Source organism: Brevibacterium sp. BRM-1, from assembly GCF_026802075.1.
Classification (GTDB): Bacteria; Actinomycetota; Actinomycetes; order Actinomycetales; family Brevibacteriaceae; genus Brevibacterium; species Brevibacterium rongguiense.
Map to the genome: position 1 here is coordinate 1197032 of NZ_CP113788.1, position 24338 is coordinate 1221369.

Here is a 24338-nt window from a genome sequence, read left to right on the forward strand (position 1 = left end):
CGCCCCTCAGCCCTGCGGCGCGGCGAGCGCCGCGTACTGCTCGCGCACCCGCGCGGACGCTGCTGCCGCCGCCTCGCCCACCGGCAGCTCCTCGGCCGTGCCGGCGCGGCGGTCGCGCAGTTCGATGAGGCCGTCGGCGAGGCCGCGGCCGACGACGACGATGTTGGGCACGCCCAGCAGCTCGGCATCGCCGAACTTCACCCCGGGCGAGGTCTTGGGGCGGTCGTCGAGCAGCACGGTGTGCCCGGCCGCCTCGAGTTCGGCGGCAAGCGCCTCGGCCGCGTCGAAGACGTCCTGGTGCTTGCCGGTGGCGACGATGTGGACCTCCGCCGGGGCGAGGTTGATGGGCCACAGGAGGCCCTTGTCGTCCGCGTACTCCTCCGCGACGCAGGCCATGGCGCGGGTCACCCCGATGCCGTAGGAGCCCATCGTCACGACCTGGGACTTGCCGTTCTCGTCGAGCACGGAGAGCCCGAGCTTCTGGGCGTAGCGGCGGCCGAGCTTGAAGATCTGGCCGATCTCCACGCCCCGGGCCAGCTCGAGCTCGCCCGAGCCGTCGGGGGCGGGGTCGCCGGGGCGCACCTGCGCGGCCTCGATGAAGCCGTCACCGGCGAAGTCGCGCCCGGCGACGAGGTCGAACACGTGCCGGCCCTGCTCGTTGGCCCCGGTGATCCAGCGCGTGCCGTCGACGACGCGGGGGTCGAGGAGGTAGCGCAGGCCGGTGGCCGAGTCCGCGCCGAGCACGGGCGCCTCCAGGCTCAGGCCCGGCCCGATGTAGCCGCGGACCAGCCCGGGGTGGGCCGCGAGGTCGGCCTCGGTGGCGGGCTCGAGGTCGACCTCGCCGTCGCCGAGCATCCCGGTGCCGGCCGCCCGGCCCAGGTCGACCTCGCGGTCTCCCGGCAGGCCGATGACGACGACCTCGCGGGTGCCGTCGGGGTGGATGACCGCGCACACGACGTTCTTCAGGGTGTCCGCCGCGGTCCACGGGCGGTCGGAGCGCGGCTGCTGGGCGTTGGCCGCGTCGACGAGCGTGGCGATCGTCGGGGTCTCCGGCGTGTCCTCCACGTGGGCCGCGGGGACCGCGGAGGCGTCGACGGCCTCCGGGACCACCGTGGTGACGGCCTCGACGTTGGCGGCGTAGCCGCCGGCGGTGCGCACGTAGGTGTCCTCGCCCACCTCGGAGGGGTAGAGGAACTCGTGGGTGCCGGAGCCGCCCATGGCGCCCGGTGTCGCCTCGACCATGACGTAGGGCAGGCCCAGGCGCGTGAAGACGCGCACGTAGGCCTCCCGCATCGTCTCGTAGGAGGCGTCGAGCCCGGCGTCGTCGATGTCGAAGGAGTAGGCGTCCTTCATGATGAACTCGCGGCCGCGCAGCAGCCCCGCGCGGGGCCTGGCCTCGTCGCGGTACTTCGTCTGGATCTGGAACAGCGAGAGCGGCAGGTCCTTGTACGAGGAGTACATGTCCTTGACGAGCAGGGTGAAGACCTCCTCGTGGGTGGGCGCGAGCAGGTAGTCCGCCTCCTTGCGGTCGCGGAGCCGGAAGAGGCCCTCGCCGAACGCCTCCCACCGGCCGGACTCCTCGTAGGGGTCCGCCGGCAGCAGCGCCGGGAAGTGGACCTCCTGTGAGCCCGCGGCCTCGATCTCCTCGCGCACGATCGCCTCGATGCGGCGCAGCACGGCCAGGCCCAGCGGCAGCCACGTGTAGATCCCGGGGGCCGAGCGGCGGATGTAGCCGGCGCGGTGGAGGAGCCTGTGGCTCTTGACCTCGGCATCGACCGGGTCTTCCTTGAGCGTGCGCACGAACAGCGACGACATCCGCAGGGGCATAGGGGTCTCCTCGGGAAACGGGGGCGCGGGGGCGATGTCAGCGAGCGTATCACCCGCGCGCGGGGTTACCGTGGGGCCAACCCGACTACAAGGAGCGCCATGCCAGCAACCACCGTCGCCGTCGTCCAGACCGGTTCCGTGCCCTTCGATCCGGCCGCCACCGCGACCAGGGTCGCCGGCCTCATCGGCGACTGCGCCGCACGCGGCGCGAAGCTCGCGGTCTTCCCCGAGGCGCTGCTGGGCACCTATCCCAAGGGCCTGCGCTTCGGCGCGCCGGTGGGCACGCGCACGGAGGAGGGCCGCGCCGAATTCGCCCGGTACTTCGCCGGCGCCGTCGACCTCGACGGGCCCGAGCTCGCGCAGATCGCCGAGGCCGCGGCAGCCCACGGCGTGTTCACCGTGCTCGGGATCATCGAGCGCTCCGGCGGCACGCTGTACTGCACCGCGGTCCACATCGATCCCGCCGCGGGCATCGTCGGCACCCACCGCAAGCTCATGCCCACGGGCTCCGAGCGCCTGATCTGGGGCTTCGGCGACGGTTCGACGCTGACGGTCAACGACACGGGCTTCGGGAAGCTGGGCTCGGTGATCTGCTGGGAGAACTACATGCCCCTGCTGCGCCAGGCCATGTACGCCCAGGGCGTCGAACTCTACTGCGCCCCGACCGTGGACGACCGCGACACGTGGCAGCACACGATGTCCCACATCGCCCTCGAGGGCCGGTGCTTCGTGCTCAGCGCCGCCCAGGCGATCCGCGCGGACGCGTACGGCGATGACTACGCAAGCGCGCTCGAGCCCGACGAGGCGGGCTACCTCATCCGCGGCGGCAGCGTCATCCTCGACCCGGCCGGCCAGGCGCTCGCGGGGCCCGTCTACGACGAGGAGGCGATCCTCACCGCCGAGGTCGATGTCGCGCAGCGCCCGGGGCGCACCTTCGACTTCGACCCGGCCGGGCACTATGCGCGCCCGGACGTCTTCCGGCTCAGCGTCGACACCCGGCCCAAGCCGAGCGTCGTGTTCGAGGGCTGAGGCCGGACCCGAGGGCTGAGGCCGGGCTCGCCCGCCGCGCACCGGGCGCGGCGGGCGGTGCGGTTCAGCGCGTCGTGACCTTGCCGAACCGACCGGCCACCGGGGCGATGAAGACGGGGCGGATGAGCACCCAGGCGGCGGCCATCGCCACGATCGCCACGGCGAACCAGATGAAGCCCAGCAGCGGCGCATGCTCCTGCGCGCCGAACGTGTGGCTGAGGTTGCCGAACAGCCCGTGCCCGTTGACCACGCTCGTCGCGAAGACGAGGAAGACGTGGACGAACGTGAACGCGAGGAAGTAGACCATGACGCTCACGTGGATGACGGTGGCGATGCGGATGGAGAACACGTTGTTGAACTCGCCCTTGATCGGCCAGATCTCCGAGAGGCGGTAGCCGGAGATCATGGCGAGCGGCGCCGCGATGAAGACGGTCGTGAAGTAGGCGAGCACCTGCAGCGAGTTGTAGTTGACCCACCCGTTCTCCGCGGGCCAGTTCATCGACAGGTACTGGATGGCCGCGGACAGCGCGTTCGGGAAGACCTCCCACGTCGTGGGCACGATGCGCATCCACTGGCCCGTGGCGAACAGCAGCACGAAGAACACGATGCCGTTGATGACCCACAGGAAGTCGAAGGAGAAGTGGATGAGGTGGTTCATGCTCATCTTGACCGGATCGCCCTTGGTCTTCACGAGCTTCGTGTTGTCGCGCGTCCAGAACGAGTCGGGCTTCTGCGTCGTGAGGATGAGCAGGCCCGAGCGGATGATGAGCAGCATGAAGAAGAAGTTGAGGAAGTGCTGCCAGCCCAGCCAGCCCGGCAGGCCCACGGGGGCGCCCTCCGGCAGCGGCGCCTCGCCGGGGTACCGGGCGATGAACGCCTGCACGCCCGCCGTGGAGCGCAGCCAGATGGCGATGCCGACGAGGATGGCCAGGGCGACGATGCCGATGCCGGCGTAGATCCCGGGCTTGATGAGGGACTGCGGGTCGAAGCCCTTCTTCTTCCCCTTCTTGCCCTTCTTGCCCTTCTTCTTCGAGCCCTTGCTCGACTTCGACGTCGCAGCCATCGCACCTTCCTCGGTGAGCGCACAGTACGGTCATGGAGTTTGCAGGCAATCGTAACCGCAGATGATGAACGGGCGTTAAGCAGGGTAGGCTCACAAGAATGCTCGAACCGGACTTCGACGGGGCGCGCTCCCAGCGCATCGACGTGTGGCTGTGGACCACCCGGATCTGCAAGACCCGCTCCGCGGCCACCGCGGCCTGCCGCAGCGGGCACGTCCGCATCGACGGCGAGCGCGTCAAGGCCGCCGCCAAGGTGCGCATCGGCCAGGAGGTGCGCGTGCGCCGCAGCGGCGCCGAGCGGATCCTCACGGTGCAGGGCTTCCTGCCCGGCCGGGGCTCCGCGCCGCTGGCCCAGGCCTGCTGGATCGACCGCACTCCCCCGCCCGATCCCGCGCTGCGCGGGGCCGCTCCGCGCCGCGACAAGGGCGCCGGGCGGCCGACGAAGAAGGACCGGCGCGAGCTCGACCGGCTGCGCGGGCGCGGCTGACGCCGGGGCACGGCTGACGCCGGGGCGCGGCTGGCGGGGGGACGGCTCAGTACATGACGGTGGCGAACGTGCCGATCTGCTCGTAGCCGGCGCGCGCGTAGGTCCTGCGGGCCGCGACGTTGTAGTCGTTGACGTAGAGCGTGACCACGGGGCTGACGCGCTCGCGCACGTGCGCGGTCACGGCGGCCATGGCGCGCGCCCCGAGCCCGGCGCCGCGGAAGTCCGGATGGACCCACACGCCCTGGACCTGCACCGCGGCCGGCGAGCGGATGCCCAGATCGGCCTTGAAGACCACCTGCTCGTCGCGGTCCCGGGCCGGCCAGCGCCGCACGGGCGCGCCGTCGGGGCCGCGGGCGGCCGTGATGAGGTAGGTGCTGCCGGCCGCGAGCAGCGAGCGCACGCGCGACCGGTAGCCGGCGGCGCCGTGCGCGATGGGCGAGAAGCCCACCTCCTCGGTGAACATCGCCACCGAGGCCGGGAACGTCTCCTCGAGGTCTGCCACCGTGCCCACGCGCACCCCCTCGGCCGGTTCGACCGCCGGCGCCGCGCGCGCCTGGAGCAGCGGCTGCTCCGGGCGCACCCCCAGGGGTCGGCCCCAGGCGAGGCGCTCGTGGAGGTCGAGCACGGCCGGCGCCTCGCCGATGAGCGAGCACGAGGCGCGCCCGCGCGCGTTCAGGTGCGCCGCGGCCGCGGCGTTCGACTCGCAGGTGGGCTCGAGGGCGATGACGCTGCCGCCCATCCAGTAGGCGGCGACGGGCTCGCCGCCGCGGAAGTAGCCCAAGAGCGTGCCGGAGGGCTGGGCCACGGCGGCGGTGCCCGCGGTGTCGAGCAGGCTGGCCAGGAAGGCGTGGCGGGCGGAATCGGCCGCGATCCGCGCCTCGAGCCACGGGGTGTGGCGGTGCTCGAGCCGGCGCAGGGCGCTCAACCGACGACGACCTCGGGCGCGCCGGACGGCTGGTCGGAGTCCTCGGCGATCCGCATGGCCTCCTCGATGAGGGTCTCGACGATCTGGGCCTCCGGGACGGTCTTGATGACCTCGCCCTTGACGAAGATCTGGCCCTTGCCGTTGCCGCTGGCCACTCCCAGGTCGGCCTCCCGCGCCTCGCCGGGGCCGTTGACGACGCAGCCCATGACGGCCACGCGCAGGGGCACCTCCATGCCCTCGAGCCCCGAGGTGACGCGCTCGGCGAGGGTGTAGACGTCGACCTGCGCGCGCCCGCACGAGGGGCAGGAGACGATCTCGAGCTTGCGCGGCTTGAGGTTGAGCGACTGGAGGATCTGCTGGCCGACCTTGATCTCCTCGACCGGCGGGGCGGACAGGGAGACGCGGATCGTGTCGCCGATGCCCTGGCTCAGCAGCGTGCCGAACGCGGTCGCGGACTTGATCGTGCCCTGGAAGGCCGGGCCGGCCTCCGTGACGCCCAGGTGCAGCGGCCAGTCCCCGCGCGCGGCGAGCTGCTGGTAGGCCTGCACCATGACGACCGGATCGTGGTGCTTGACGGAGATCTTGAAGTCGTGGAAGCCGTGCTCCTCGAACAGCGAGGCCTCCCACACGGCGGACTCGACGAGCGCCTCGGGGGTGGCCTTGCCGTACTTCTCCATCACGCGCTTGTCCAGCGAGCCCGCGTTGACGCCGATCCGGATCGAGACGCCCGCGTCCTTGGCGGTGCGCGCGATCTCCTTGACCTGGTCGTCGAACTTGCGGATGTTGCCGGGGTTGACCCGCACGCCCGCGCAGCCGGCCTCGATGGCCGCGTAGACGTACTTGGGCTGGAAGTGGATGTCGGCGATGACGGGGATCTGGGACTTCTGCGCGATGGCCGGCAGCGCCTCGGCGTCGTCGGCGCTCGGGCAGGCCACGCGCACGATGTCGCACCCGGCGGCGGTGAGCTCCGCGATCTGCTGGAGCGTCGCGTTGATGTCCGTCGTGGGCGTCGTCGTCATCGACTGCACGCTCACGGGGTGGTCCGAGCCGACGCCCACCCGGCCCACCTGGATCTGGCGGGTGGCGCGCCGGGGCGCGAGCACGGGCGGCGGCGCGGCCGGCATGCCGAGGTTGACCGAGGTCACAGAGGCGTTCCCTTCGCTGTCGTGGGCGCCCGGGGCACGGCGGACCCGGGTCGACCCGAGTCTAGTTCTCCTGCCCGCGGGTTGGCTGAGTGGACCCGGGACCTCCCGGGCATCGCCCGCCGGGCACCCGGGCGCTAGCCGAACAGACTCACGGGCTTGACAATGTCGACGTAGGCCAGCAGGGCCGTCATGCACAGCATGGCGCCGATGACGACGTAGGTCAGCGGCAGGAGCTTCGCGGTGTCGAACGGCCCGGTGGGCCCGCGTCCGCGCAGCAGGCTGAGCCGCCGGCGCGCGCCCTCGTAGAGGCCCACCGCGATGTGCCCGCCGTCCAGCGGGAGCAGCGGGACCATGTTGAAGGCGAAGAGGAAGAAGTTGAGCGAGCCCAGCAGGCTCAGCCCGATCTGTGCCTTCTGCGCGACGTCGAACTGCGACTGCGAGGCGATCTCCCCGGCCACGCGGCCCACGCCCACCATGCCGATGGGGCCGTTGGGGTCGCGCTCGCGGTCCGTGAACGCGGTCTGGCCCACGCCCACGAGCTTCTGGGGCAGCGTGATGAGCGCGGTGAACGTCTGGCCGATCATGTGGCCCACCTGGCCGGGGAACTCGGCCATGGGCAGCGGTTCGCGCAGCTGGGTGGGGCCGATGCCCAGAAAGCCCGCCTGGGCGGTCTTGGGGCTGCCGTCGGCGTTCGTCTCCTGCTGGCCGTCTGCCCCGGTCACCGGGCGCTCGGTGCGGATGATGGGCACCTCGAGCGTCTGCTCGGCGCCGTCGCGCTCGATGGTCAGGGGGACGGTCTTGCCGGCGTCGGTGCGGATGAGCGCGGACAGCTGGTCCCAGTCGGAGATCCGCTGGCCGTCGAGCGCGACGATCGTGTCGCCCGGGCGCAGGCCGGCCTGCCACGCGGGGGTCTGCTGGTCGCCCGGCTGGCACTCGCTCTTCTGCTCGGCCGGCCGCGCAGCCGCCTCGGAGGCGGGCACCGCGCACTCGACGACGGTCGCGACGGTCGTGCTCGGCCCCTTCGCCACGCCGAACCCGAACAGCACGATGGCCATGATGACGATGCCGAGGACGAGGTTGACGCACGGGCCGCCTAACATGACGACGAGGCGCTTGGGCACGGAGAGCGCGTAGAACGTCCGGCCCTCCTCCCCCGGCCCGATCTCCTGGTTCGAGACCTCGCGGGCATCGTCGACGGTGCGCTGGAACAGCCGGGCGCGCCGGCGCGCGGGCGGCCGGCCGCCCTCGGTCGCCTCGAGCGGCGGGTACATGCCCGGCATGGCGATGTAGCCGCCCAGCGGCAGCAGCTTGATCCCGTACTCCGTCTCCCCGCGCCGGAACGAGAAGAGGGTGGGGCCGAAGCCGATCATGTAGTGGGTGACCTTGACCCCGAACCGCTTGGCGGGCAGGAGGTGGCCGAGCTCGTGGAGGCCGACCGACACGCTGATGCCCACGAGCATGAGGACGATGCCGAGGATGAAGAGGGCTGCGGTCATGCGGCGCCCCGCCCGTTCTCATCGGCGGTGCGCGCCCAGGCCGCTGCGGCCGCGCGGGCGCTCGCATCGGCGGCGAGCACCGAGGCGCGGGTCGCCTCCGCGTCGGCGTGCTGGGCGAGGACGGCGGCCAGGCCGTCGGCGATCTGCGGGAAGGACACCGCGCCCGCGTGGAAGGCCTCGACGAGGACCTCGTTGGCCGCGTTGTAGGCGGCCGGCGCGGTGCCGCCGCGCCGACCCGCCGCGATCGCGAGGCCCAGCGCCGGGAATGCCGCGTGGTCGACCGCCTCGAACGTCCACTCCTGGGCTGCGGACCAGTCGTTGGCCGGTGCCGCGCCGGGGATGCGCTCCTCGAGTCCGAGCGCGTAGGCGATCGGCAGGCGCATGTCCGGCGGGGAGACCTGCGCGATCGTCGCGCCGTCGCGGAACTGCACCATCGAGTGGATCTGGCTCTGGGGGTGGACGACGACGTCGATGTCACCGTAGGCGATGCCGAACAGCAGGTGGGCCTCGATGACCTCGAGGCCCTTGTTGACGAGCGTGGCGGAGTTCGTCGTGATGACGGCGCCCATGTCCCACGTGGGGTGGGCGAGCGCCTGGGCCGGTGTGACGGCCTCGAGCTGCGCCCGGTCCATGCCGCGGAACGGGCCGCCGGAGGCGGTGATGACGAGCCGGTCGACCTCGCCGCGGGCACCGGCCCGCAGGCACTGCCAGAGCGCCGAGTGCTCGGAGTCCACCGGCAGCAGCCGGGCCCCGGTGGCGCGGGCGGCGGCGAGCACGAGCTCGCCGCCGATGATGAGCGACTCCTTGTTCGCCAGGGCCACGTCGGTGCCGGCGTCGAGCGCCGCGAGGGTGGCGCCCAGGCCCACGGCGCCCGTCACGGCGTTGAGCACGATGTCGGCCGGGCGCGCGGCCAGCTGTGCCGCGGCGTCCGGGCCCACGAGGATCTCGCGCACCGGGTCGGGGACACCCTGCGCGGCGGCGGCGCGGGCGAGGGCGGCGCGGGCGACCTCGCGGCTCCCGACGGCCAGCGCGATCGCCTCCACGCCGAATTCCACGGCGAGCGCGGCGAGGCCGGCCGCATCGGAGCCGGCCGCGAGGCCGCGCACGCGGAAGCGGCCCGGATTGCGCCGGGCCACGTCGAGGGCCTGCCTGCCGACCGAGCCGGTGGCCCCCAGTACACTCAGATCACGGACGTCCACGAGCACCGATGATCGCATCGGTTTCTGGGAGGACGGTGAAGTCCTCCCATCCCGAACCCCGCTGAAAGGGCAGTGATGGCACAGACGCAGACCCCCGACGAGATCCTCGGCATCGACTCCGTCTTCGACAAGGAGGACCTCGAGTGGGCGGGCATCGTCCGCAAGTGGCTCGACGAGAACGTGCGCGAGAAGATCGGCGACTGGTTCCTCGAGGGCACCATCCCCGCCCGCGAGCTGGCGGAGGGCCTGGGCGAGCTGGGCGTGCTCGGCATGCACCTGGACGGCTACGGCTGCGGCGGGGCGACCGCCACCCAGTACGGCCTGGCCTGCCGCGAGCTCGAGGCGATCGACTCCGGGCTGCGCTCGCTCGTGAGCGTCCAGGGCTCGCTGGCGATGTTCGCGCTGCACCACTGGGGCTCCGAGGAGCAGAAGGAGGAGTGGCTGCCCCGCATGGCCCAGGGCAGGGCGCTCGGCTGCTTCGGCCTCACCGAGCCCGATGTGGGCTCCGACCCCGCCGGCATGCGCACGCACGCCAAGCGCGACGGGGACGACTGGGTGCTCAACGGCGCGAAGATGTGGATCACGAACGCCCCGGTCGCCGACGTGGCGATCGTGTGGGCGAAGACGGAGGGCACGGACGAGCGCGGACGCCCCGTGGTGCGCGGCTTCGTCGTGCCCACCGACACCCCCGGAGTGGAGACGCCCGAGGTGCACCGCAAGATCTCGCTGCGCGCCTCGATCACCGGTGAGATCGTCTTGGACAACGTCCGCCTGCCGGCCTCGGCCATGCTGCCGAAGGCCGAGGGGCTCAAGGGCCCCCTGTCGTGCCTGAACGAGGCGCGCTTCGGCATCGTCTTCGGCGTCACGGGCGCGGCGCGCGACGCGCTCACCGAGGCCCTGCGCTACACCGGCAGCCGCATCCAGTTCGACCGGCCCATCTCCTCGTTCCAGATCAGCCAGCAGAAGCTTGCGAAGGCGTTCGGGCAGTACTCGCAGATCACCCTGCTCGCGGCCCACCTGGGCGGCCTCAAGGACTCGCCGCAGGGCATCTCGCCCCAGCAGATCAGCCTGGGCAAGATGGTGAACGCGGACACCGCGCTCAACGTGTGCCGTGACCTGCGCGCGCTGTTCGGCGGCTCCGGGATCACGAGCGAGTACTCGCCGCTGCGCCACGCGGTCAACCTCGAGACGGTGCTCACCTACGAGGGCACCCACGAGGTCCACCAGCTCACGCTGGGCCGCGCGCTCACGGGCATCAACGCGTTCGCGAACTGAGCGCGGCCTCCAGCGCGGTCGTGCGGGCGCCGTCCGCGGCGATCTCGATGACCTGATCGGCAGGCAGCGGCTCGACCGCCGCCGGCTCGATCCGCCCGTCGCGCACGAGCGCGTCGAGCGAGGCGCCGTCGCGCTCATCGCGCACGCGGGTGCCCTCCACCCGGCTGGGCAGGCGCCGCAGGGGCTTGGCGAACGCGCTGTGCACGCCGCGCTCGGCCGCCGAGGCGCCGGCTGGCTCCTCTGCGTCCGGCTCGATGACGACGGGGGCGGCCGGCGCCCCGGGAGCGTCGCCGGCGCCCCAGACCACGGTCCCGCCGATCCGCTGGACCGCGAGTGCCGCGAGCTCGGCGGTCAGCGGGGCGACGCCGGACGCGATGCGCACGGGCACGCCCGGGCCCACGGCCAGCAGGCGCAGGGCGCCGGCGATCTTCGCCACCCGGTCCAGCGCCTCCGCCACGGTGAGCTCGGCGCGCGCGCCGTCCGGGCCGATGCCCGCGAGCGCCGGCTCGTCGGCGCGGCCGTCGATGATGGCGCGGTCGAGGCGCTCGTAGACGGGGTTGAGGGTGCCCGGATGGCCCTCGCCCAAGCGCCCGGGCGGGGCGAACCAGTGCGGCTGGGCGCTCATCGCCGCTCCCGGGGCACCATCAGTCGACGCTCGCCATGACCTCGACGACGCGGTCGATGAACGCGTCCACCTGGTCCTCGTCGTAGGCGCGCTGGCCCTTGCGGGTCTTGAACAGCGCCCGGCGCACCTCGTCGACGCTCATGGCGCGGCCCTCGGAGAAGTAGCCGTTGATGCGGTTGAGCAGCGCATCGACCTCCGTGATGTCGTAGCCGATGACGCCGGTGTCGGCCGTGGCGAACCGCTCCCCCTCCGGGCGCACGAGGCGGCCCCGCAGGGAGCTCGCGGCGCGGGTGAGCTCCTGGACCCACGCGTCCTCGCCGGACTGGGCGACGAGCAGCTCGCGCGAGCGCTTGGCCAGCACGTCCTCGAGGCGGTCGAGCGCGGCATCGACGACGCCCACGTGGTAGCCGTTGCGCACGAGGCTGAAGCCCACGGTGCGCACCGCGCGCGCGTCGAGGTCGCCCGGCTGCGGGGTGCGGCGCTCGAACGACTCGCGCGCCCGCTTGAAGAAGCTGTCGACCTGCGCAGGGTCGTAGCCGTTCTTCCATCCCGACATCCTGGGGAAGTTCTGGTCCACCACGTGCCTCTCCTCGTTTCCTGTGCGCCGCTGCCCGCGGCGGTCTCATGCGCGCGCGGGCGCGCCGTCCTCGGTGGCCGCGGCGAGCTGGCCGCACGCCCCGTCGATGTCCTGCCCGCGGGTGTCGCGGATCGTCGTGGGCACGCCGGCGGCGACGAGCCGGCGCACGAACTCGGCCGCCACCTCGGGCTCGCTGGCCGTCCAGACGGAGCCCGGGGTGGGATTGAGCGGGATGGGGTTGACGTGGACCCAGCCGCGGCCGCGGGCGTTGAGCTTCTTGGCCAGCAGTTCCGCGCGCCACGCGTGGTCGTTCATGTCCTTGATGAGTGCGTACTCGATGCTCACGCGCCGCCCGGTCTGCCGGTAGTAGTCGTAGGCCGCGTCGATGGCCTCGTCGGCCTTCCAGCGGGTGTTGACGGGGATCATCTCGTCGCGCAGCCCGTCGTCGGGGGCGTGGAGGCTCAGCGCGAACGTGACCGGCAGCTCCTCCGCCGCCAGCTTGCGGATGCCCGGCACCAGCCCCACCGTGGACACGGTGATGCGGCGGGCGGACATGCCCAGGCCCCCGGGCGCGGGGTCGGTGAAGCGGCGGACGGCGGCCATGACGCGCTTGTAGTTGGCCAGCGGCTCGCCCATGCCCATGAAGACGATGTTCGTCACCCGCTCGGCGCTCCCGGCGGGGCTGGGGGCATCGCCCTGCTCCTCGTCGGCCTCCGAGCCGACCGCGGCGGCGGGATTGCCCAGATAGTCGGTGTCCGCCTCCGTGTCCGGGGCGAGCTGGCCGGCGGCGATCACCCGGTTGGCGCGGATCACCTGCTCGACGATCTCCGCCGTGGACATGTTGCGCGTGAGCCCCTGCTGGCCCGTCGCGCAGAACGGGCAGTTCATGCCGCAGCCGCACTGCGAGGACACGCACAGGGTGATCCGGTTGCGATAGCGCATGAGCACGGATTCGACGAGGGCACCGTCGAACAGGCGCCAGAGGAACTTGATCGTGTCCCCGTTCGGGGTGCGCTGGCGGCGGACCTCGGTGAGCAGGGGCGGGAAGAAGCGCTCGACGAGCTCCGCGCGCCGATCCTGCGGCAGGTCCGTCATGGCGTCCGGATCCGTCGTGTGGTGGACGAAGTAGTGGGTGGAGAGCTGCTTGGCGCGGAAGGCGGGCAGCCCCAGCTCCGTGACCGCGGCGACCCTCTCGTCCATCGTCATGTCCGCCAGGTGCTGCCGGGGCTGGCTGACCCGCGGGGACTTGAAGTTCAGCAGCGGCCGCCCGCCGCGCGTGGGGGTGCGCGAGGTGGTCCCGTCGGCGTTCTCGACGACGGGGCGGACCTGGCGGGTGCGGGTGCTCTCATTCATGACCGTGCCATTATTCCATGCGCGCTCAGCGCCGCGCGAGCGCAGGCCTACTGTGCGGGCAGCGCCCAGGGGAAGGCCGGTGCGTGCGCGCGTGCCCCCTCTGCGGCCCGCGAGCGGTTGGGCTCGTCCAGCCGCTCGGTCAGCTCGGCACCCAGCCCGACCGCCGCGTGGAAGCCCGCGGGGTCCAGCCAGTCGGGGCGCAGGGCGAACAGGAGGTCCTCGGTGGCGGTGTTGCCGCTGGCTCCCGGGGCGAACGGGCAGCCGCCCAGGCCGCCCAGTGCCCCGTCGACGACGCCTGCGCCCGCCTGCACGGCGGCCAGTGCGTTGGCGGTGCCCTGGCCCCATGTGTCGTGGCCGTGGAACACGATGCGCCGCTGCGGCGTCTCCGCCGCCACCCGGGCGATGAGGCCGCTCACCTGTGCGGGGCTCGCCTGGCCCAGGGTGTCGGCGATGACGATGTCCGGTGTGCCGGCGGCGCGCGGGTCGCCCGCCAGGTCGAGGACGCGCTGCGGGTCGACCGGGCCCTCGAACGGGCAGGTGAACGACGTGGCGAGGCACAGCTGCACGCGGCCGCCCACCGTCGCGGCGAGCTCGAGCGCGCGGGGCAGCTCGGCCATGCTCTGCTCGGCGGTGCGGTTGACGTTGGCGCGGTTGTGGGCGTCGGAGGCGGACAGGCAGAACTGGAAGCGGGTGGCCCCCGCGTCGATGGCGCGCTCCACCTGGCGGGCGGTGGCGACCCACACCCAGCTGCGCGCCCGCTCGGCCTCGCTCAGCAGCCCGAGGACCTCCGGGGTGTTCGCCACCGCGGGCACCGCCTTCGGATGGGCCAGCGAGCCCACCTCGAGCTCCTCGAAGCCCAGTTCGAACAGGGAGCGCGCCAGCTGCGCCTTGGCACTCGCGGGCAGCGGCTTGCCGGTCAGCTGGAGGCCGTCGCGCAGCGTGACGTCCCGGATGATCGCCGGTGCGGGGCTCATGGGAGCACCCGCTGCAGCTGCGCGGCGTCCATGCCGCACACCTCGGTCAGCACGGCGCGGGTGTCCGCGCCCAGCTCGGGGCCCAGGCTGCCGATCTCACCGGACCGGCCGCCGTAGACCGGCACGATGCCGGGGAAGGCGATGCCCTCGAGCTCCTCGTTCCCGGTGGAGGCGGTCCGGCGCTGGACCATGTTGCGCGCGGCGTACTGCTCGTCGGCCGCGATGTCCGCGGCCGTGTAGATGGGCCCGGCGGGGATGTCGCGGGCGGCGAGGTCGGCGAGCACGTCCGCCTGCGGGCGCGCCGCCGTCCACTCGCCGATGGCGGCGTCGAGCTCCTCGCGGCGGCGCCAGCGCTCGTCGTTGGCGGCGAGCGCTGGGTCGTCGCGCAGGTCGGGCCGGCCGATGAGGTCCATGAGGCGGGCGAAGATCGAGTCGCCGTTGCCGGCGATGACGACGGAGCGGCCGTCGCCGCACACGTAGGCGTTCGACGGGGCGATGCCCTCCATCCGGCCGCCGGTGCGCGTGCGCTGCGTGCCGTAGGCGTCCGCGTCCGGCAGCAGGGACTCCATGACGGAGAGGATGGACTCGTTGAGCGCGACGTCGACCACCCGGTCGCCCAGCCGAGGCGGGCGCCGCCCGGCCAGGCGCGCGCTCTGGCGGGCGAAGAGCTCCATGACGGCGCCGAAGGCGGCGTAGATCCCGGCGATCGAGTCACCGATCGAGACGCCCACGCGCACGGGCGGGCGGTCGGGGTCGCCGACGAGCTCGCGCAGGCCGCCGTAGGCCTCCGCGACCGCGGCGAAGCCGGGCCGCGACGACAGCGGGCCGGTCTGGCCGAACGCGGAGATCCGGCACAGCACGAGGTCGGGGCTGCGCGGGGCCCAGCCCCCACTTCTCGAGGGTGCCCGGCCGGAAGTTCTCGATGACGACGTCGCTGCGGGCTGCCAGCGCGAGCACGGCCTCGCGTCCGGCGGGCGAGCGCAGGTCGAGGGCGACGGAGCGCTTGTGGCGGTTGAGCGTGCGGAAGAGCATGGACGTCGACCCGCGCGGCAGCCGCCAGCGCCGGACCTCGTCGCCCGTGCCCGGGCGCTCGATCTTGATGACCTCGGCGCCGAAGTCCGCGAGGAGGCGCCCCGCCGTGGGCGCGGCGATGTAGTTGCCCAGTTCGAGGACGCGGATGCCTGCGAGCGGGGTGTGCTGCTCGGACTGCGCGGTGTCGCTCATGCCGCGAGGCTATAGCGGCCGCGCCGCACACCCGGGCGCGGTCCGTATCGTGGACCCGTGTCTCACATCGTGGTCGGGACGTGCGCGCCGCCGGGTGCGGGTGGACGATGGCGGCGCCAGCGAACCAGGGCGCCCGCGGGGCGCCGAGCCCACCGAGGAGTGCCGATGACGCCGCCCCACCTCACCTCCACCCAGCGCAGCATCGGCGCGGTGCTCGACCGCCTCCCCGTGGGGCGCGTCCACCGCCGGGTCGTCATCGCCGTGGGCCTCGGCCTCTTCTTCGACATGTACGAGGTCTTCCTCGCCAGCTCGATGAACGTGGCACTCGGCACGACGTTCGCGATCTCGGGCCTGCAGCTCAAGCTCCTCCTGGCCTCCGCCTTCGTCGGCATGTTCGTCGGCGCCGTCTGCCTGGGCCGGCTCGCCGACCGGATCGGGCGCCGCCGGGCCTTCCTCCTCACGCTCGCGTGGTACTCGCTCTGGTCGCTCATCGCCGCGTTCTCCCCGAACGCCTGGTTCCTCGTCTTCGCCCGCTTCATGGCGGGCATCGGGGTAGGCGCCGAGTACCCGGTGGGCGATGTCTACCTCTCCGACGTGCTGCCCAAGGACAAGCGCGGCCGGCTCGCCACCTGGGCCTACACCTGCTCGTTCATCGCCGTGCCCGTCGTGGGCTTCCTGGCGCTGTGGCTCAACGCCGCTCCCCCGCTCGGCATCGCCGGCTGGCGCTGGCTGCTGGCACTGGGCGGCCTGGGCGCGGTCGCGGTGCTGTTCCTGCGCCGCCGGCTGCCCGAATCGCCGCGCTGGCTGGCCAGCGCGGGCCGCAACGAGGAGGCGCAGGCCGCGCTCGACGAGTTCGCGGCGGGCTCCGGGGTGGACGCGGAGGAGCTGCAGGCCATCGAGGCACGGGCCGGCGGCGTGGACGCCGAGGCGCCCGAGCCCGCGCAGCAGCGGCTCTCCCGCCTGTTCCGGCCGCCGTACCTGCGGCGGCTGGGCATGCTCGCCGTCTTCCACCTCTTCCAGACGTTCGGCTACTACGGCTTCGGCACGCTCTCCGCGCTCGTGCTCGTCTCCCGCGGCTACGACGTCACCCACTCGCTGCTGTTCACCGCGCTGTCGTTCCTCGGCTACCCCCTGGGCTCGCTGCTGTCCACGCCGCTCATCGCCCGCTTCGAGCGCAAGCACCTGCTCATCGCGGCCACGGTGGCGATGGCGGTCTCCGGCATCCTCTTCGCCACCTCGGACTCCGAGGTGCTCATCGTCGTCTTCGGCTTCCTCACCACCGCGATCAGCAACGTCTTCTCCAACGCGTTCCACATCTACCAGGCGGAGATCTTCCCCACCGCGCTGCGGGCCACGGCGGTGGGCTGGACGTACTCCCTGTCGCGCCTGTCCAGCGGTGCGCTGCCGTTCATCCTCCTGCCTGTGCTCGAGGACTACGGGGCGCTGCCCATGTACCTCGTCGTCAGCGCGGCGCTGCTCATCATCTGCGCGGCGATCGGGTTCCTGGGCCCGCGCACCACGCGGCGCAGCCTCGCGGAGATCAACCCCGCCTGAGCCCTAGCGCCGCGCGAAGACCTTGCCCGGGTTCATGATCCCGTGCGGGTCGAGGGCGTCCTTGAGCGCGCGGTGCATGGCGAGCACCTCGGCGCTGAGCTCGCGCTCGAGCCCGCCCATCTTGAGCAGGCCGATGCCGTGCTCGCCGCTGACCGTGCCCCCGGCGGCCAGCGCGGCGGAGATGATCTCCTCGAACGCGCGCTGGGCGCGCTCGCGCGCGGCCTCGTCGCCGACGGGAGTGATGAGCAGGGGGTGGAGGTTGCCGTCACCGGCGTGGGCGATGTTGGCCAGGGTGACGTCGTTGCGCTCGCCGATCTCCTGGATGGCGGCCAGCACCTGCGGAACCTTGTGCCGGGCCACGCAGACGTCCTCGGTGAGGACGGGGCCCAGCCGCTCGAGCGCCGGGTAGGCCAGGCGCCTGGCGGCGAAGAACGCCTGGGCCTCCTCCGCGGTCTCCGAGACGGCAGCGAACGTCGCCCCGCCGGCCTCGAAGCAGCCCACGAGCGCCTCGGCCTCCGCCTGGCCGGCGGCGCCGGGGACGTCGGTGGAGGCCAGCAGCAGCACCTCGGCCTCGGCGGACAGGCCCATGTTCTTCCACTCGTCCACGGCGCGCAGGCAGTACGAGTCGACGAGCTCGAGCGCGGCGGGGATGATCCCGGCCTCGGTCACGGCCGCCACCGCCCGCCCGGCGGAGACGAGGTCGGGGAAGTAGCCCACTACCGCGCGCGATTCGCGCGGCAGCGGCAGCAGGCTCACGGTCACCTCCGTGATGATGCCGAGCGTGCCCTCCGAGCCCACGAAAAGGCCGCGCAGGTCGTAGCCGGCCACGTCCTTCGCGGTGCGCCGGCCCACCCGCACGAGCTCCCCGCGGCCGTTGACGACTTCGAGGCTCACGACGTACTGGCCGGTGACGCCGTACTTCACGCAGCACAGCCCGCCGGCGTTCGTCGCGACGTTGCCCCCGATCGACGACCACGGTGCCGATGCCGGGTCCGGTGGGTACCACAGGCCGTCGGCGGCGACGCGGGCGCGCAGGTCGTCGTTGACGACGCCGGGCTGGACGCGGGCGAGGCGCTCGACGGGGTCGACGTCGAGGATGCGGTCCATCCGGTCGAGGGAGACGACGACGCTGCCGGCCAGCGCGTTCGCGCCGCCGGAGAGCCCGGTGCCGGAGCCGCGCGGGACGAGGGCAACGCCCTCGGCGATGGCCCAGCGGACCACGGCCTGCACCTCGGCCGCGGTGCGGGGCCGGACCACCGCCAGCGCGGCCTCGTACGGGGCCCACTCGGCCTCGTCGTGAAGGTAGCGGGCCATGACGTCGGGATCGACGATGACGGTGTCGGCGGGCAGGCGCTCGGCGAGCGCATCGAGTGCAGGCATCACAGGTACCCCGGGAGGAAGCTGAAGAGGACGAGGGCGACGGGCGCCGTGGGCAGGATGGAGTCGAGGCGGTCCATAACGCCGCCGTGGCCGGGCAGCAGCGTGCCCATGTCCTTGAGCCCCAGATCGCGCTTGATCATGGACTCGGAGAAGTCGCCGAGGGTCGCGAATACCGGGATCGTCACGCCGAGCACCACCCCGGTCCACCACGGGGCCGGGAAGGCGAAGACCGCCATGCACACGCCCACCGCGGTGGAGAAGACGGCGGAGCCCGCGTAGCCCTCCCACGACTTCTTGGGCGAGATGCGCGGGGCGATGGGGTGCTTGCCCCACAGCACGCCGAACACGTAGCCGCCGATGTCGGAGCCCACGACGAGGGCGAGGAAGCAGATGACGAGCAGGTTGCCCGACTCCTTGTTGAGCAGGTACACGACGAACGAGGCCATGAGGCCCACGTAGGTGAGCGCGAAGACGCTCAGGCACACATCCTTGACGGCGTTGGGTCGCTGCCGCAGGAGCGTGACGACCACGATGAGGCCCGTGCCGGCGGTGAACGCCACCCACAGCCACTCGCGCCCGCCCACGTAGCAGGCGATGGCCATCGCCGCGCCCGTGAGCATGGTCGACGGGCGCGAGACCTGCGAGCCGGAGCGCGAGAGGGCGTTGGCCAGCTCCCACGTCGCGGCGACGACCCCCACGACGGCGATCGCGAGGAAGGACGGGGGGAAGAAGATGAGGCTGGCGAGCACCGCGCCGCCCAGCACGCAGCCCACGCCGATCGCGGCCGGTAGGTTGCGGCCGGCGCGACCGTAGTCCTTGGGCGGCGGGGCCGCGGCGGCCGCCTGCGGGTCCGCGGACATCAGACCTCGAGCAGCTCGCTCTCCTTGGCGGCCAGGAGCGAGTCGATCTCCTCGACCTTCTTCTTCGTGAGGTCCTCGAGCTCCGAGAGGCCGGAGCGGACCTCGTCCTCGCCCGCCTCGCCGTCCTTCTGGATCTTCTCGAGGGCCTCCTTGGCCTTCCGGCGGATGTTGCGCACGGAGACCTTGCCCTCCTCCGCGTGGCCCTTGACGAGCTTCACGTACTCCTTGCGGCGCTCCTCGGTGAGCTCCGGGAGGACCACGCGGATGATGTTGCCGTCGTTGGCGGGGTTCGCGCCGATGTCGGAGTTGCGCAGCGCCGATTCGATGTTGCCCAGCGCCCCGCGGTCGTAGGGGGTGATGAGCAGCGTGCGCGCCTCGGGCACCTGGAACGAGGCCAGCTGCTGGAGGGGCGTGGGGGCGCCGTAGTAGTCGACCTCGATGTTGGCGAACAGGGCCGGGTTCGCGCGGCCGGTGCGCACCGAGCCGAACGAGTCCTGGGTGGCGTCGATGGCCTTGCCCATCTTCTGGCGGGCCTCGGCGAGGGTTTCGTTGATCACTTCTTCTCCTAAGGGGCTCTGGGTTTCATGATAGGGCGCTCGCGCCCCGGCGCACGGCTCAGGCGCCCGTGACCACGGTTCCGATGTCCTCGCCCATGATCGCGCGGCGCATGTTGCCCTCGCCCTGCATCCCGAAGACGCGCATGGGCAGGTCGTTGTCCATGCACAGGCTGAACGCGGTCGAGTCGACGACCTTGAGCCCGCGGGTGAGGGCGTCCTGGTAGGTGATGCGGTCGATCTTCTGGGCGCTCGGGTCCGTCTTGGGGTCCGCGGTGTAGACCCCGTCGACCCCGTTCTTGGCGATGAGGACCTCGTCCGCGTGGATCTCCAGGGCGCGCTGGGCTGCGACCGTGTCCGTGGAGAAGAACGGCAGGCCGGCGCCGGCGCCGAAGATGACGACGCGGTCCTTCTCCATGTGGCGCATGGCGCGGCGGGGGATGTAGGACTCGGCGACCTGGGACATGGGGATGGCGGTCTGCACGCGGGTGTCCACGCCCTGCTGCTCGAGGAAGTCCTGCATGGCCAGGCAGTTCATGACGGTGCCGAGCATGCCCATGTAGTCGGCGCGCGTGCGGTCCATGCCGCGCTGGGAGAGCTCGGCGCCGCGGAAGAAGTTGCCGCCGCCCACGACGATGCTCACCTCGACGTCCGGGATCGTCGGCGCGATCTCCCGGGCCACGGCGGACACGACGTCCGGGTTGACGCCCACGGCCCCGCCGCCGAAGACCTCGCCGGAGAGCTTGAGCAGCACCCGGCGGCGGTGGGTGCGCACGCGGCTGGCGCTGCGATCGGATTCGTGGACGGGCTGGTTGCTCATGCTGATCCTCTGCGCTTGCTCGAATGCTCGTGGGGCGGGCCTCCAGGGCCCCGCCAAGTCTAGCCGCTTGGACTGGCCGCCGGCCCGCTGGGCAGGCGGGCGGGCAGTTGGGGCGGGCGCCGGAGAACGCGCGAGGGGGCGGGCCACCGTGCGGTGGCCCGCCCCCTCGGGGAGCTCAGCTCGGGATCAGCTGCCGACGCGGAAGCGCAGGAAGCCGGACCCGGTGACGCCGGCCTCGCTGAGGACGGAGGCCACGGTCTTCTTGGGCTCCTTGGCGAAGCCCTGGTCGAGGAGGCAGTTCTCCTTGAAGAAGCCGTTGACGCGGCCCTCGACGATCTTGGGCAGCGCCTGCTCGGGCTTGCCCTCGTTCTTCGCGGTCTCGAGCGCGATCTCGCGCTCCTTCTCCACGATGTCCGCGGGCACGTCCTCGCGGCTGAAGTACTTGGGCGCCATCGCGGCGATGTGCACGGCGACGTCGTGCGCGACCTCCGCGTTGTCGCCCGCGTAGGCGAAGAGCACGCCCACCTGCGGGGGCAGGTCCTTGTTCGTGCGGTGCAGGTAGGACTCGACGGCGGAGCCGGCGATGCGGCCCACGCGGCGCAGCTCGACCTTCTCGCCCAGGGCGGCCCCGCCCTCGGTGATGAGCTGCGAGACGGGCTTGCCGTCGACCTCGGTGGCGAGCAGCGCCTCGGCGTCCTCGGCGTTGTTCTGCACCGCGAGCTGCAGGATCTGCTCGGCCAGCTCGATGAACTTGTCGGACTTCGCGACGAAGTCGGTCTCCGAGTTGAACTCGATCAGCGTGCCGACGCCGCCGTCGACGTGGGCGGCGATGAGGCCGTCCGAGGTCGAGCGGCCCTCGCGCTTCGTGGCGCCCTTGAGGCCCTTGACGCGCAGCAGCTCGATGGCCTTGGCCTGGTCGCCGTCGGCCTCGTCGAGCGCCTTCTTCACGTCGAGCATCCCGGCGCCGGTCTTCTCGCGCAGGGTCTTGATATCGGCAGCGGTGTAGTTTGCCATGCGATCTCCTCGTATCTGGCGTGGATGCGGTGTCTGGCGTTCGAGCGCCGGCGCGGACCCCGCGGGTCCGCGCCGGCGCTCACGCGGCAGCGGTGGCTCAGGCCTCGGGGGCCGTCTCCGCCACGGTCTCGGTCTCGGTGACCGTCTCGGTGGGCTCCTGCGAGCCCTCCCCGGCGGGGGCGGCGGTCTCCGTGACCGTCTCGGTCACGGTCTCGGTCGCGGCGGGGGCGCTGGCCGCGGACTCGTTCGAGCCCTCGAGCAGCTCGCGCTCCCACTCGGGCATCGGCTCGACGGCGGAGACGTTCCTCTCGCCGCCCTCATCGGACGAGTGGCGCTTGATGAGGCCCTCGGCGACGGCGTCGGCGACGACGCGGGTGAGCAGGTTGACCGAGCGGATGGAATCGTCGTTGCCCGGAATCGGGTAGTCGACCTCGTCGGGATCGCAGTTGGTGTCGAGGATCGCGATGACGGGCAGGCCCAGCTTGCGGGCCTCGTCCACCGCGAGGTGCTCCTTCTTCGTGTCCACGATCCAGACGGCCGAGGGGGTGCGCTGCATGTCGCGGATGCCGCCGAGCGTGCGCTCCAGCTTGTCCTTCTCGCGACGGAGGATGAGGAGCTCCTTCTTCGTGTAGTTCGACCCCGCGACGTCGTCGAAGTCGATCTCCTCGAGCTCCTTGAGGCGGCGCAGACGACCGGAGATCGTCTGGAAGTTCGTGAGCATGCCGCCCAGCCAGCGCTGGTTGACGAAGGGCTGACCGACGCGCTTGGCCTGCTCCTGGATGGCCTCCTGGGCCTGCTTCTTCGTGCCGACGAACAGGATCGTGCCGCCGTGGGCGACGGTCTCCTTGACGAAGTCGAAGGCCGTGTCGATGTAGCCGAGGGTCTTCTGGAGATCGATGATGTAGATCCCGTTGCGCTCCGTGAAGATGAAGCGCTTCATCTTGGGGTTCCAGCGGCGGGTCTGGTGTCCGAAGTGGACACCGCTGTCGAGCAGCTGGCGAGTGGTGACGACGGCCATGCCGACGCACTCCTTCCTGGGCGCACAAGGCGCACTGTTGGTCCGCGCGCGAGGCGTGGCCGGGGTCAGCTCCCGCGCGCCGTCGGGCACGCGCCTGGGCGAGTGCGTCCGGCCGCGAGGCGGGGCCGGCCGGCCCTGCGTGCGGTGTCTTCGGTTGATGCCTGGCATCCGCCGCGGCGGGCCCACGGCCGAGCGGCATGCGGATGCCCTCGGCCGCACCGGTGGCCCGTGCGGGGGTTCGGATGCGCGAAGTCAGGGCGTGCGGACACGCTCCTGCTGGCTACGAGTATACGGCGGCCCGTCAATCCGGGCCAGTCGGGGCTGTTCGCAGGCCGCGGGCAGCCGTGGGCAGCGATGCCGCAGCGGCGGACTCACAGGGGCGCGTTGGCGAGGTCACAGACGCCCCCGCGGGGGCGCACCCTCCACAGCCGGGGGCGCGGGTCTCCCAGGAAGCGTGCCGACGAGCGATTCTGCCCGCATGGACATCCCCCGCCGCCGTTCGCGCCGTCTGCACCAGCCGCGCCGTTTGCGTCGTCTGCTCACCGTTCCCGAGGCGCCCCTCGGCCCCGCCATCCCGCCCACGCCCACGGCCGTGGGCGTGGTCGGGATCGCGGGCGCGTGTGCGGGCCCACTCGGGCACGGTGTGCGGGCGGCCGAGCTGCGAGGGGCGCGGGTGAGCGCGGCTGGCCCGTGGGCCCGCTCCTGGGCAGTGCTCTCGCGCACCCTCTGCAGCGGCCTGCTGTGTTCGCTGCTGACCGTCCTGGGCATCCTGGGGGCCACCGCGGGCGTTGCGCGGGTGCAGACGGGCGCGGGACCGGCCGGCGCGTGGGTGACGCCGGTGCCGGGCTTCCAGGTCGTCAAGGCCTTCGACAAGCCGGCCCACAACTGGGAGGCAGGTCACCGCGGCATCGATGTCGCCGCGCTGCCAGGTGAGCCCATCCGCTCACCTGGGCCGGGCACCGTGCACTTCGCCGGAAAGGTAGCGGGTGTCCCGAGCGTGAGCGTGGAGGTCGGGGGCCACATCGTCTCCTACGCGGCGGTCGACGCCACGGTGAAGCGGGGCGCCGAGGTCTTCCCCGGCACGCGCCTCGGTACTGTCGCGAACCCGTCCCACTGCCCCAGCGGCTGTGTGCACGTGGGCGTCTGGCGCGCACACGCCGCGAAGGACTACCTGAACCCCGCGCACTTCTTCGCCGTCGACGCGTCGATCCTCCTGCCCGCCGACCGCGCGCCGGACGAGGCGCCCCCGGCTCCGGCGGGCGACGACGGCCGCAGCGGCGCGGGCGCCTGGGGCGGGCACGCGAACGGCCGCATCCCCGCGCCCGCACTGTGCCCGTTGGCCACGGCGCCGGGGCAGCTCCTGCGCTGCGATGGGGCGCACGCCTTCGACCGCCTTTCCCGGGCGTTCGCGCAGCGCTTCGGGCGCCCGATCTCCGTCACCGACGCCTATCGTGACTACGCCACGCAGGTGATCCTCAAGGCGCGCAAGGGCCGGATGGCGGCGACCCCCGGCCGCTCGAACCACGGGTGGGGCCTCGCGGTCGACCTGGGCGGCGGCATCAGCTCGTTCGGGTCGGCCGAACACGCGTGGATGCGCGCGAACGCACCGCGCTTCGGGTGGATCCACCCCGCATGGGCTCGTCAGGACGGCTCGCTGCCCGAGCCCTGGCACTGGGAGTTCCGCCGCGCCGGGTAGCAGCGAGCCCGGCTCGCTGTGCGAGCGGGCGCGGGAGGCGAGTGCTCACGGGTTCGGGGGCCGATGCCCACGGGGGTGCGGGGCGAGTAGCCGAACGCGCAGCGGACGCCAGATGAATTCGCGGCGAACAAGCCGCCCAGGCCCCGTTCGCGCTTGCCGCGCCGCGCTGTTCGGCCGAACAATCGTCTCGGCGCCCCCGTCCACGACCGCCCGCGATTGATCCCGGCCTGTCTGCGCCGCTCCCA

At 72.6% G+C, this 24338-nt stretch carries 21 protein-coding genes and 1 pseudogene; 5 read left to right on the forward strand and 17 right to left on the reverse strand.

All coding sequences use genetic code 11. The features are described from left to right. Positions 1-6 precede the first annotated feature (6 nt). Entirely contained in the window at positions 7-1827 is a 1821-nt protein-coding gene (locus BRM1_RS05250; RefSeq protein ID WP_160953778.1) for a proline--tRNA ligase, read from the reverse strand. A gap of 99 nt (positions 1828-1926) precedes the next feature. On the opposite strand from BRM1_RS05250, the gene BRM1_RS05255 reads away from it, so the two are divergent. After that, positions 1927-2856: a carbon-nitrogen hydrolase family protein gene (locus BRM1_RS05255; protein ID WP_268528997.1), complete on the forward strand. Its 930-nt coding sequence runs from the start codon at positions 1927-1929 to the stop codon at positions 2854-2856. Between the two features lie 64 nt (positions 2857-2920). On the opposite strand, the gene BRM1_RS05260 is transcribed toward BRM1_RS05255, so the two are convergent. Further along, complete coding sequence (locus tag BRM1_RS05260) at positions 2921-3919, reverse strand: cytochrome b/b6 domain-containing protein (RefSeq protein WP_268528999.1); 999 nt, start codon at positions 3917-3919, stop codon at positions 2921-2923. Positions 3920-4017: 98 nt separating this feature from the next. Between BRM1_RS05260 and BRM1_RS05265 the strand changes: the two genes are divergently transcribed. Continuing rightward, positions 4018-4404 (forward strand): RNA-binding S4 domain-containing protein, encoded by a 387-nt coding sequence (locus BRM1_RS05265; protein WP_160953776.1) that lies wholly within the window; start codon positions 4018-4020, stop codon positions 4402-4404. Positions 4405-4450: 46 nt separating this feature from the next. Here BRM1_RS05265 and BRM1_RS05270 read toward each other — a convergent pair whose 3' ends face one another. The 4 genes from BRM1_RS05270 to dxr form a co-directional block, all read right to left on the reverse strand. Continuing rightward, positions 4451-5329: a GNAT family N-acetyltransferase gene (locus BRM1_RS05270; protein WP_268529003.1), complete on the reverse strand. Its 879-nt coding sequence runs from the start codon at positions 5327-5329 to the stop codon at positions 4451-4453. Then, positions 5326-6474, reverse strand: a complete 1149-nt coding sequence (ispG, locus tag BRM1_RS05275) for a flavodoxin-dependent (E)-4-hydroxy-3-methylbut-2-enyl-diphosphate synthase (RefSeq protein WP_160953774.1) — start codon at positions 6472-6474, stop codon at positions 5326-5328. The genes BRM1_RS05270 and ispG overlap by 4 nt, the downstream gene beginning before the upstream one ends. Positions 6475-6608: 134 nt before the next feature. Further along, positions 6609-7970: a M50 family metallopeptidase gene (locus BRM1_RS05280; protein WP_268529007.1), complete on the reverse strand. Its 1362-nt coding sequence runs from the start codon at positions 7968-7970 to the stop codon at positions 6609-6611. After that, a complete protein-coding gene (gene dxr / locus BRM1_RS05285; RefSeq protein ID WP_268529008.1) occupies positions 7967-9169 on the reverse strand; it encodes a 1-deoxy-D-xylulose-5-phosphate reductoisomerase in 1203 nt (400 codons plus the stop codon). Before dxr ends, BRM1_RS05280 begins: the two co-directional genes overlap by 4 nt. A gap of 75 nt (positions 9170-9244) precedes the next feature. Between dxr and BRM1_RS05290 the strand changes: the two genes are divergently transcribed. Next, complete coding sequence (locus tag BRM1_RS05290) at positions 9245-10444, forward strand: acyl-CoA dehydrogenase family protein (RefSeq protein WP_160953771.1); 1200 nt, start codon at positions 9245-9247, stop codon at positions 10442-10444. On the opposite strand, the gene BRM1_RS05295 is transcribed toward BRM1_RS05290, so the two are convergent. The 5 genes and pseudogenes from BRM1_RS05295 to BRM1_RS05315 form a co-directional block, all read right to left on the reverse strand. Further along, entirely contained in the window at positions 10425-11069 is a 645-nt protein-coding gene (locus tag BRM1_RS05295) for a propionyl-CoA synthetase (protein WP_160953770.1), read from the reverse strand. The two genes, BRM1_RS05290 and BRM1_RS05295, sit on opposite strands and share 20 nt — an antisense overlap. A 19-nt stretch (positions 11070-11088) precedes the next feature. After that, complete coding sequence (locus BRM1_RS05300) at positions 11089-11646, reverse strand: DivIVA domain-containing protein (RefSeq protein WP_268529013.1); 558 nt, start codon at positions 11644-11646, stop codon at positions 11089-11091. Positions 11647-11691: 45 nt separating this feature from the next. After that, the gene (gene rlmN / locus BRM1_RS05305; RefSeq protein ID WP_268529016.1) at positions 11692-12999 is read right to left on the reverse strand and encodes a 23S rRNA (adenine(2503)-C(2))-methyltransferase RlmN; all 1308 of its coding nucleotides are present in this window, start codon (positions 12997-12999) and stop codon (positions 11692-11694) included. A gap of 47 nt (positions 13000-13046) precedes the next feature. Continuing rightward, positions 13047-13973, reverse strand: coding sequence for a hydroxymethylglutaryl-CoA lyase (locus BRM1_RS05310; protein WP_160953768.1), 927 nt, complete (start codon positions 13971-13973; stop codon positions 13047-13049). After that, positions 13970-15197: pseudogene (locus BRM1_RS05315) on the reverse strand (CaiB/BaiF CoA transferase family protein). The gene BRM1_RS05310 and the pseudogene BRM1_RS05315 overlap by 4 nt, the downstream one beginning before the upstream one ends. Before the next feature lie 165 nt (positions 15198-15362). Here BRM1_RS05315 and BRM1_RS05320 point away from each other — a divergent pair. Beyond that, on the forward strand, positions 15363-16751 hold the full coding sequence (locus BRM1_RS05320; RefSeq protein ID WP_268529019.1) for an MFS transporter: 1389 nt from the start codon (positions 15363-15365) through the stop codon (positions 16749-16751). A gap of 3 nt (positions 16752-16754) precedes the next feature. Here BRM1_RS05320 and BRM1_RS05325 read toward each other — a convergent pair whose 3' ends face one another. From BRM1_RS05325 to rpsB, 6 genes are all read right to left on the reverse strand, one after another. Beyond that, positions 16755-18131, reverse strand: coding sequence for an FAD-binding oxidoreductase (locus tag BRM1_RS05325; RefSeq protein ID WP_268529022.1), 1377 nt, complete (start codon positions 18129-18131; stop codon positions 16755-16757). Further along, positions 18131-18991, reverse strand: a complete 861-nt coding sequence (locus tag BRM1_RS05330) for a phosphatidate cytidylyltransferase (protein ID WP_160953524.1) — start codon at positions 18989-18991, stop codon at positions 18131-18133. The genes BRM1_RS05325 and BRM1_RS05330 overlap by 1 nt, the downstream gene beginning before the upstream one ends. Continuing rightward, on the reverse strand, positions 18991-19548 hold the full coding sequence (frr, locus tag BRM1_RS05335) for a ribosome recycling factor (RefSeq protein ID WP_268529026.1): 558 nt from the start codon (positions 19546-19548) through the stop codon (positions 18991-18993). The genes BRM1_RS05330 and frr overlap by 1 nt, the downstream gene beginning before the upstream one ends. Positions 19549-19606: 58 nt before the next feature. Next, positions 19607-20365: a UMP kinase gene (pyrH, locus tag BRM1_RS05340; RefSeq protein WP_160953522.1), complete on the reverse strand. Its 759-nt coding sequence runs from the start codon at positions 20363-20365 to the stop codon at positions 19607-19609. A 186-nt stretch (positions 20366-20551) separates the two neighbouring features. Further along, positions 20552-21379 carry a translation elongation factor Ts gene (gene tsf, locus BRM1_RS05345; protein ID WP_160953521.1) on the reverse strand — a complete coding sequence of 276 codons (828 nt, stop codon included), beginning with the start codon at positions 21377-21379 and terminating at the stop codon, positions 20552-20554. 97 nt (positions 21380-21476) lie between these two features. Beyond that, on the reverse strand, positions 21477-22397 hold the full coding sequence (rpsB, locus tag BRM1_RS05350) for a 30S ribosomal protein S2 (RefSeq protein ID WP_160953520.1): 921 nt from the start codon (positions 22395-22397) through the stop codon (positions 21477-21479). Between the two features lie 478 nt (positions 22398-22875). Between rpsB and BRM1_RS05355 the strand changes: the two genes are divergently transcribed. Next, complete coding sequence (locus BRM1_RS05355) at positions 22876-24093, forward strand: D-alanyl-D-alanine carboxypeptidase family protein (RefSeq protein WP_268529034.1); 1218 nt, start codon at positions 22876-22878, stop codon at positions 24091-24093. The last annotated feature ends 245 nt before the right edge of the window (positions 24094-24338 follow it).

Excerpts from the sequence above, each read along its gene's own strand:
- BRM1_RS05250 (WP_160953778.1), bottom strand. The coding sequence starts at position 1,827 with ATGCCCCTGCGGATGTCGTCGCTGTTCGTGCGCACGCTCAAGGAAGAC.
- BRM1_RS05255 (WP_268528997.1), top strand. The coding sequence starts at position 1,927 with ATGCCAGCAACCACCGTCGCCGTCGTCCAGACCGGTTCCGTGCCCTTC.
- BRM1_RS05260 (WP_268528999.1), bottom strand. The coding sequence starts at position 3,919 with ATGGCTGCGACGTCGAAGTCGAGCAAGGGCTCGAAGAAGAAGGGCAAG.
- BRM1_RS05265 (WP_160953776.1), top strand. The coding sequence starts at position 4,018 with ATGCTCGAACCGGACTTCGACGGGGCGCGCTCCCAGCGCATCGACGTG.
- BRM1_RS05280 (WP_268529007.1), bottom strand. The coding sequence starts at position 7,970 with ATGACCGCAGCCCTCTTCATCCTCGGCATCGTCCTCATGCTCGTGGGC.
- BRM1_RS05290 (WP_160953771.1), top strand. The coding sequence starts at position 9,245 with ATGGCACAGACGCAGACCCCCGACGAGATCCTCGGCATCGACTCCGTC.
- BRM1_RS05295 (WP_160953770.1), bottom strand. The coding sequence starts at position 11,069 with ATGAGCGCCCAGCCGCACTGGTTCGCCCCGCCCGGGCGCTTGGGCGAG.
- rlmN (WP_268529016.1), bottom strand. The coding sequence starts at position 12,999 with ATGAATGAGAGCACCCGCACCCGCCAGGTCCGCCCCGTCGTCGAGAAC.
- BRM1_RS05310 (WP_160953768.1), bottom strand. The coding sequence starts at position 13,973 with ATGAGCCCCGCACCGGCGATCATCCGGGACGTCACGCTGCGCGACGGC.
- BRM1_RS05320 (WP_268529019.1), top strand. The coding sequence starts at position 15,363 with ATGACGCCGCCCCACCTCACCTCCACCCAGCGCAGCATCGGCGCGGTG.
- BRM1_RS05325 (WP_268529022.1), bottom strand. The coding sequence starts at position 18,131 with ATGCCTGCACTCGATGCGCTCGCCGAGCGCCTGCCCGCCGACACCGTC.
- BRM1_RS05330 (WP_160953524.1), bottom strand. The coding sequence starts at position 18,991 with ATGTCCGCGGACCCGCAGGCGGCCGCCGCGGCCCCGCCGCCCAAGGAC.
- pyrH (WP_160953522.1), bottom strand. The coding sequence starts at position 20,365 with ATGAGCAACCAGCCCGTCCACGAATCCGATCGCAGCGCCAGCCGCGTG.
- tsf (WP_160953521.1), bottom strand. The coding sequence starts at position 21,379 with ATGGCAAACTACACCGCTGCCGATATCAAGACCCTGCGCGAGAAGACC.
- rpsB (WP_160953520.1), bottom strand. The coding sequence starts at position 22,397 with ATGGCCGTCGTCACCACTCGCCAGCTGCTCGACAGCGGTGTCCACTTC.
- BRM1_RS05355 (WP_268529034.1), top strand. The coding sequence starts at position 22,876 with ATGGACATCCCCCGCCGCCGTTCGCGCCGTCTGCACCAGCCGCGCCGT.